Below are 6698 nucleotides of genomic sequence, written 5' to 3'. Positions count from 1 at the left end.
AGCCAAAAACTGGTGATTATAGCCCAGATTAGATCCCCCTAAATCCCCCTTAAAAAGGGGGACTTTGATCTCCTATTCCCCCCTTTCCAAGGGGGGTTAGGGGGGATCTACGACGCTTAAAAAAAATCAAAGAACTTTCGGTAACAAGCCTACTTTTAGTGCGATTGTTGACACCGATGGGAAACCCAGCCCCTACTCCCCATCCCCCTGCTCAATACTATTCTTCCTCGGTACTTTCGAGTTCGAGTTCGTCTTCGTCTTCGTCTTCGTCTTCGTCTTCGTCTTCGTCTTCTAGGGGTGTTAAAGTTCCTTCGGGAACTAACTCAATGGTGGCGTTTTCTTCCAGCCAGGAGTAGGTTTTGTCCTGAAGCAAATCTTCTGTGACAAAAGCTCTTAAGCGTTGGGGGTCAACGTCTTGACCTTCGAGTTCTTTAAGAACTTTAGTTTCTTCCGCTTGAATTTCTTCCTCAGTAACGGTTAAAGATTCCTGTTTCGCTACTTCTTTCAAGGCTAGGGAACGCTTCAACGTGTCAATCGCCTCTGGACGGGCTTGTTCCCGCAGACGAGGGATCATTTCACCCGTGAATAAGCGTTTAACATCCAGTCCCATATTGCTCAACTGCATCACCTGTTGGGTAATCAGTCGGTCAACTTCTTGGCGAATCAGGGTTTCAGGTAAATCGACTTCAATCGTTTCCACTAACGCATCTGCTAAAGCTTTACGTTTATTGGCTTTAGTTTGATCGTCTTTTTCCCCTTGAAACCGCTTTTCCAAAGACTCCCGCAGTTCTGCTAAAGTCGAAAAATCGCTAACCTCCTCGGCAAACTCATCATCTAACTCTGGCAGTTCTTTTTCTTTAAGTTCATTCAGAGTAATTGTAAAGGTGGCATCTTTCCCGGCAACATCTTCATCCCCATATTCATCGGGAAACTTCAGATTTAAGGTTGTGGTTTCTCCAGGGTTCATACCAAAAAGACCCTCGATAAAACCCGGAATAAACCGTCCTTCCTCTAATTCCACTTGGAAATTATCGCCTTTTGCACCCGGAATTTCTTTGGGTTCCGCTTCTTCGGGCTCTTGGGTAAAGTACCCCTGAAAATCGACAAACGCCACATCCCCTTCTTGGGCTGGTCTGCCTTCAACGGGGATTAAGGTTGCTCTTTTTTCTTGTTCCCGTTGTAATACCTGTTCCACCTGTTCGGGGTCATACTTGGCTTCTTCTGCTTGAACGGTTAAGCCTTTGTATTGACCGAGTTTAACTTCGGGTTCCACATCTACAGTCACTTGAATCGTCAGCGTTTGTCCCGGTTCAAATTGCTGGATGAGTTGATCGATATCACCTCGAGGTTCAAAGCTACCAATCGCTTGAATGTTCTCTTGTTCGACAGCTTTGGGTAAATACTGGTTCATTAAATCATCCAACGCAGCAGCTTTAATGCGTTCCTGGCCTAAGCGCTGAATGAGAATGTGACGAGGCACTTTGCCTTTGCGGAACCCAGGAATATTCACCGAACGGCTCATCCGCCGAACAACTTGCTCATAAGCGTTTTTAGACATTTCCGGTGTGATTTCAATGTCCAATCCAATTTGACTTGCGGGAAGTTTTTCCTGGGTTACTTTCATCAGAAAAATGGGTAGAAACCCCGTCCCATTCGACAAGCTCAGGGCAAGCCTTCTAGGACGGCTTTACATTTCCCCTTTCGGGGTAGAGGGGTATGGTTGCCCCTCTGTGGAGATCTGGTTGTCTCCTAACACCTATTTCTAGGGTAAAGTTAGCTAGGCTGGTCAACTATCACGCTAGGAGTGAGGCACGTTGGCGTAGCCTGCGCTCCGCGCGTAGCCCCGTCACAGAGAGTGCGGGGTGCTGACAATCGTGATATTCTGAATTCAATACCCCAACACATTTCACTCGCGGGGGAACTATAATCTGGGGTTAGCAAGTTAAGATTGCTAGAAATCCAGTTGTGTACTCAATGAGTGATCGTAACTGATTATGCGCCCTTGTGTACCTGTTCGTTAGATTCTGTTCCATTTGGGCGAGAATAAGAACGGCTCAACTCCAATCAATAAGGGACTTAAGCCCCCCGATCAATTAATCATCGGTGGTGATCTTCTGTTAAAGAATCCTTGTCTATTCAGAGCAGAGAGTCTCAATACCCTAAACCTTGTGTTGCTATAAAAATTTCGATTTATTAAAATTGCGAGTTTTTGATTACGGAGGTTACAATGCATGTCAAATTCCTATCGAGTTGCCATTTTAGGGGCGACGGGCGCTGTCGGTACGGAGTTAATCGAACTCCTGGAAAGTCGAAATTTTCCAGTGGGGGAGTTAAAGTTATTAGCTTCTCCTCGTTCAGCCGGAACCTCGTTAACCTTTAAAGGGGAAACTTTACCCGTTGAGGCGGTATCGGAGGACTCGTTTCACAATGTTGATATTGTGTTAGCGTCCGCCGGAGGATCAACCTCTAAGGCTTGGGCTGCAAAGATAGTGGCAAATGGAGCCGTTATGGTCGATAACTCCAGCGCCTTCCGCATGAACCCGGATGTACCGTTAGTCGTCCCGGAAGTTAACCCAGAAGCCGTTAACAACCACAAAGGGATTATTGCCAACCCTAACTGCACCACGATTTTAATGACGGTGGCAGTTTGGCCGTTATATCAGGTACAACCTATTCGCCGGATGGTGATTTCTACCTATCAATCAGCAAGTGGGGCTGGGGCTAGGGCGATGGAGGAAGTGAAACAGCAAGCTTCTGCCATTTTGCAGGAAGAAACGCCCAAAACGGAGATTTTTCCCTATCCGTTAGCCTTTAATCTTTTCCTTCACAACACACCGATTAATGAATTGGGTTATTGTGAAGAAGAAATGAAAATGATTAACGAAACCCGCAAAATTTTTGGGGTGAGTGATCTGAGAATTTCAGCAACTTGTGTGCGGGTTCCCGTATTGCGTGCCCATTCAGAAGCGGTTAACTTAGAATTTGAGCAACCCTTCAGTGTGGAAAAAGCACGGGATATCCTCAGCACGGCGCCGGGAGTGCAACTGGTGGAAGACCCACAGGCGAACTATTTCCCCATGCCCATTGATGCCAGTGGACGTGATCCGGTATTAGTGGGTCGCATTCGTCAGGATTTGTCTCATCCCTGTGGTTTAGAACTGTGGCTCTGTGGCGATCAAATCCGCAAGGGTGCAGCGTTAAATGCCGTGCAAATTGCTGAATTATTAGTGGAAAAACAACTCCTGGGTCATCGGTCTTAGAACAGGGAACAGGGAACAGGGAACAGGGAACAGGGAATAGGAAATAAACTGATGACTGATAACTGATGACTGATAACTGATGACTGATGACTGATGACTAATGCAGAACACAGGATAACTGACAAGAAGACAAATGGTAAGTTTTGGACGAGTTATAACGGCAATGGTGACGCCGTTTCACCAGGACGGTAGTGTCAATTACGCAGAGGCGGAAAAGTTAGCCGCCCATCTAGTAGAGCAAGGAACGGATGCTTTAGTTGTGTGCGGAACGACGGGAGAATCCCCGACCTTGACTTGGGATGAAGAATACGAGTTGTTTCAAGTTGTGCAGAAGGCGGTGTCGGCTCAAGCGAAGGTGATCGCGGGAACGGGATCGAACTGCACCACCGAAGCGATTAATGCCACCCAAAAAACCGCTAAACTGGGATTAGATGGCACATTACAGGTTGTCCCGTATTACAATAAACCTCCTCAAGAGGGTTTGTATCGGCATTTCCAAGCGATCGCTCAGTCAAGTCCCGATTTACCGATGATGCTTTACAATATTCCGGGACGCACGGGACAGAATCTTCTGCCGGAAACGGTAGCGCGTTTAGCGGAGATTCCGAATATTGTGGCGATTAAGGAAGCCAGTGGTAATTTAGAGCAAGTCAGCCAGATTCGACGGTTGACACCCTCCGAATTTGCCATCTACTCTGGGGATGATTCTCTGACGTTGCCCATGTTAGCCGTTGGCAGTTCTGGGGTGGTTAGTGTGGCGAGTCATCTGGTGGGAACGCAACTCCAAGAGATGATTCAAGCTTTTGAAGTCGGTCAAGTGCAAGTAGCAACGGAGATCCATATCCGGTTATTTGGGTTGTTTAAAGCTTTGTTTCTGACCGCAAACCCCATCCCGGTGAAAATAGCGCTCAATTTGCAAGGTTGGAATGTGGGATCAACTCGTTTACCTTTGTATGATCCAGCAGTTGAAGTCACAAACAGATTAAAGGACGTGCTGGGTCAGTTAAATCTAATCAGGTAGTCTCTCGTTAAATGGGTGTCGGATGTCGGGTGTCGGGTGTCGGAGAGTGGGTTTGAGATTTGAGGCTTCACCTGAAACCTGAAACCTGAAACCTGAAACCTGCTACAAAACCCCTAAAACAAGAGCAAACTTTTCTAGGTTTCTGACAACTAAATATCAAGCAGGATGGACAGGATTTACCCCAAAATTAGGATAATCCTGTAAGCTAGAAAATCTTAAATTCTGAAATCATTTCAAACGCACAACTATCAACAAAAAAGGAAAGAATCAGCATGATGACAAACGGTAACACCCCGATTATTAGAAAAAGAACCTCTGCTATGACTTCATCAACTTCAACTCCTGTGTTTAATTCCGGTGCCCTTAAAATTATTCCTTTAGGGGGATTACATGAAATTGGAAAAAACACTTGTGTGTTTGAATATGAAGATGAAATTGTAATTTTAGATGCCGGGTTAGCCTTTCCAACGGATGGAATGCACGGTGTTAATATTGTTTTACCGGATGTGACTTATTTGCGGGAAAACCGGGAAAAAATTAAGGGGATGATTGTCACTCATGGACATGAAGATCACATTGGCGGAATTCCTTTTCACCTCAAACAATTTGAAGTTCCGGTAATTTATGGCCCTCGGTTAGCGATGGCATTATTACAAGGAAAATTAGAGGAAGCGGGTGTTGCTGATCGGACTGAATTGCGTTCAGTTCGTCCCCGTGAAATGGTGCGAATTGGTAAATATTTCCTGGTGGAATATATTCGGAATACTCACTCAATTGCGGATAGTTTTACCGTAGCAATTACAACCCCTGTGGGTGTGGTTGTTCATACAGGAGATTTTAAAATTGATCATACTCCTGTGGACGGAGAATTCTTTGATTTTCAACGGTTAGCAGAGTATGGAGAAAAAGGCGTTCATTGTTTATTAAGTGACTCTACCAACGCTGAAACTCCAGGGTTTACGCCTTCTGAAAGTTCGGTTTATCCTAATTTAGATCGGATTTTTGCTCAAGCTCAGGGTCGAATTTTAGTTACGACTTTTGCTTCTTCTGTTCACCGCCTGAATATTATTTTAGATATTGCCCAAAAGCAGGGAAGGTTAGTTTCGGTGGTGGGTCGATCCATGTTGAATGTGATTGCTCACGCTCGAACATTAGGCTATGTCAAATGTGAAGATCGGTTGTTTGTTCCTTTGAATGCGATTAGTGGGATTCCTAATGACAAATTACTGATTTTAACGACTGGTTCTCAAGGGGAACCTTTATCAGCATTAACGCGAATTGCTGAAGGTGCCCATCGTCAAATTAATATTAAGCAAGGGGATACTGTTGTCTTCTCTGCTAACCCGATTCCGGGTAATACGATTGCAGTTGTCAATACGATTGATAAGTTGATGATGCAGGGGGCAAATGTGATTTATGGACGGGAAAAAGGGATTCACGTTTCGGGTCATGGATGTCAAGAAGATCAGAAGTTAATGTTAGCTTTAACTCGTCCGAAGTTCTTTGTTCCGGTTCATGGAGAGCACCGGATGTTAGTTCAACACCAAAAGACAGCCCAAAGTATGGGAATTCCTGCCGAAAATATGGTGTTAATTGATAACGGTTTTGTCGTAGAATTAACGAAAGAATCGATCCGAATTGCGGGTAAAGTTCAAGCCGGAATTGAACCTGTAGACTCCTCTCGTTCTGGCGTTGTTAAAGATGAAACGATGAAAGAACGGCGTCAATTAGCGGAAGAAGGTGTAGTGACCGTAGCGGCTGCGGTGGGAGTTGATGGCAAGTTATTGGCGCGACCAGAGATTCATTTAAAAGGGGTTGTCAATAGTGTTGATCAAGCTTCTATCCAACAACAATTAAGCCAAACGATTGAGAATGTTTTAACGGAACGTTGGACAGAATTTGCTCGCACGTTTGGAACGGACACGAAAGAAATTGATTGGGAAGGATTAAAGACTCAAATTGAGCGCTCAATTCAGCGTGTTTTGCGTCGAGAAATTCCTAGTAATCCGTTGTTAGTGTTATTAGTACAAACCCCCGAAGGAGAAGGAGGAGGAGGAAGAGAAGGAGAAGGAGAACAAGAACCTTCAACTTCTTCCTCAGCAAAAGTAACAGGTCGTCGTCGTCCTCGGAGTACGGCGCGAGTCGCTTCGTAAGAATTACGAATTACGAATTACGAATTACGAATTTAATTATTAATTCTTAATTCGTAATTCTTCTACACTTGAAACCACAAAGACACAAAGACACAAAGAAGGAGGATTCAGGGGATGGGGGTTAATCCTCTGTGATCTATATCACAATATTAGGTTGATTTAGAACAATCACCGGATGTATCGAGATCACAAACACTCGTGATTAAGTTCATCGGAGTTAGGCGATTTATTTCACTGGGTTTTTGGGGTTAATCACCGATGATT

General features: G+C 44.8%; 4 protein-coding genes. 3 read left to right on the top strand and 1 reads right to left on the bottom strand.

The genetic code is table 11. From position 1 onward, the window contains the following. Positions 1 to 217: 217 nt before the first annotated feature. A complete protein-coding gene (gene tig, locus PL8927_RS04920; protein WP_083618208.1) occupies positions 218 to 1624 on the bottom strand; it encodes a trigger factor in 1407 nt (468 codons plus the stop codon). 607 nt (positions 1625 to 2231) lie between these two features. Between tig and PL8927_RS04915 the strand changes: the two genes are divergently transcribed. The 3 genes from PL8927_RS04915 (at position 2232) to PL8927_RS04905 (ending at position 6434) form a co-directional block, all read left to right on the top strand. Further along, positions 2232 to 3260, top strand: a complete 1029-nt coding sequence (locus tag PL8927_RS04915; protein ID WP_083618206.1) for an aspartate-semialdehyde dehydrogenase — start codon at positions 2232 to 2234, stop codon at positions 3258 to 3260. 133 nt (positions 3261 to 3393) lie between these two features. After that, positions 3394 to 4281 (top strand): 4-hydroxy-tetrahydrodipicolinate synthase, encoded by an 888-nt coding sequence (gene dapA, locus PL8927_RS04910; RefSeq protein WP_083618203.1) that lies wholly within the window; start codon positions 3394 to 3396, stop codon positions 4279 to 4281. 320 nt (positions 4282 to 4601) lie between these two features. Then, entirely contained in the window at positions 4602 to 6434 is a 1833-nt protein-coding gene (locus PL8927_RS04905) for a ribonuclease J (protein WP_083618227.1), read from the top strand. The last annotated feature ends 264 nt before the right edge of the window (positions 6435 to 6698 follow it).

Source organism: Planktothrix serta PCC 8927 (assembly GCF_900010725.2).
GTDB lineage: Bacteria > Cyanobacteriota > Cyanobacteriia > Cyanobacteriales > Microcoleaceae > Planktothrix > Planktothrix serta.
The sequence above is the reverse complement of the archived record's forward strand: the minus strand, read 5'-3'. Positions and strand labels throughout refer to the sequence as shown.

What these genes read in the sequence shown, in the direction of transcription:
- tig (WP_083618208.1), bottom strand. Translation starts at nt 1,624, where the DNA reads ATGAAAGTAACCCAGGAAAAACTTCCCGCAAGTCAAATTGGATTGGAC.
- PL8927_RS04915 (WP_083618206.1), top strand. Translation starts at nt 2,232, where the DNA reads ATGTCAAATTCCTATCGAGTTGCCATTTTAGGGGCGACGGGCGCTGTC.
- dapA (WP_083618203.1), top strand. Translation starts at nt 3,394, where the DNA reads ATGGTAAGTTTTGGACGAGTTATAACGGCAATGGTGACGCCGTTTCAC.
- PL8927_RS04905 (WP_083618227.1), top strand. Translation starts at nt 4,602, where the DNA reads ATGACTTCATCAACTTCAACTCCTGTGTTTAATTCCGGTGCCCTTAAA.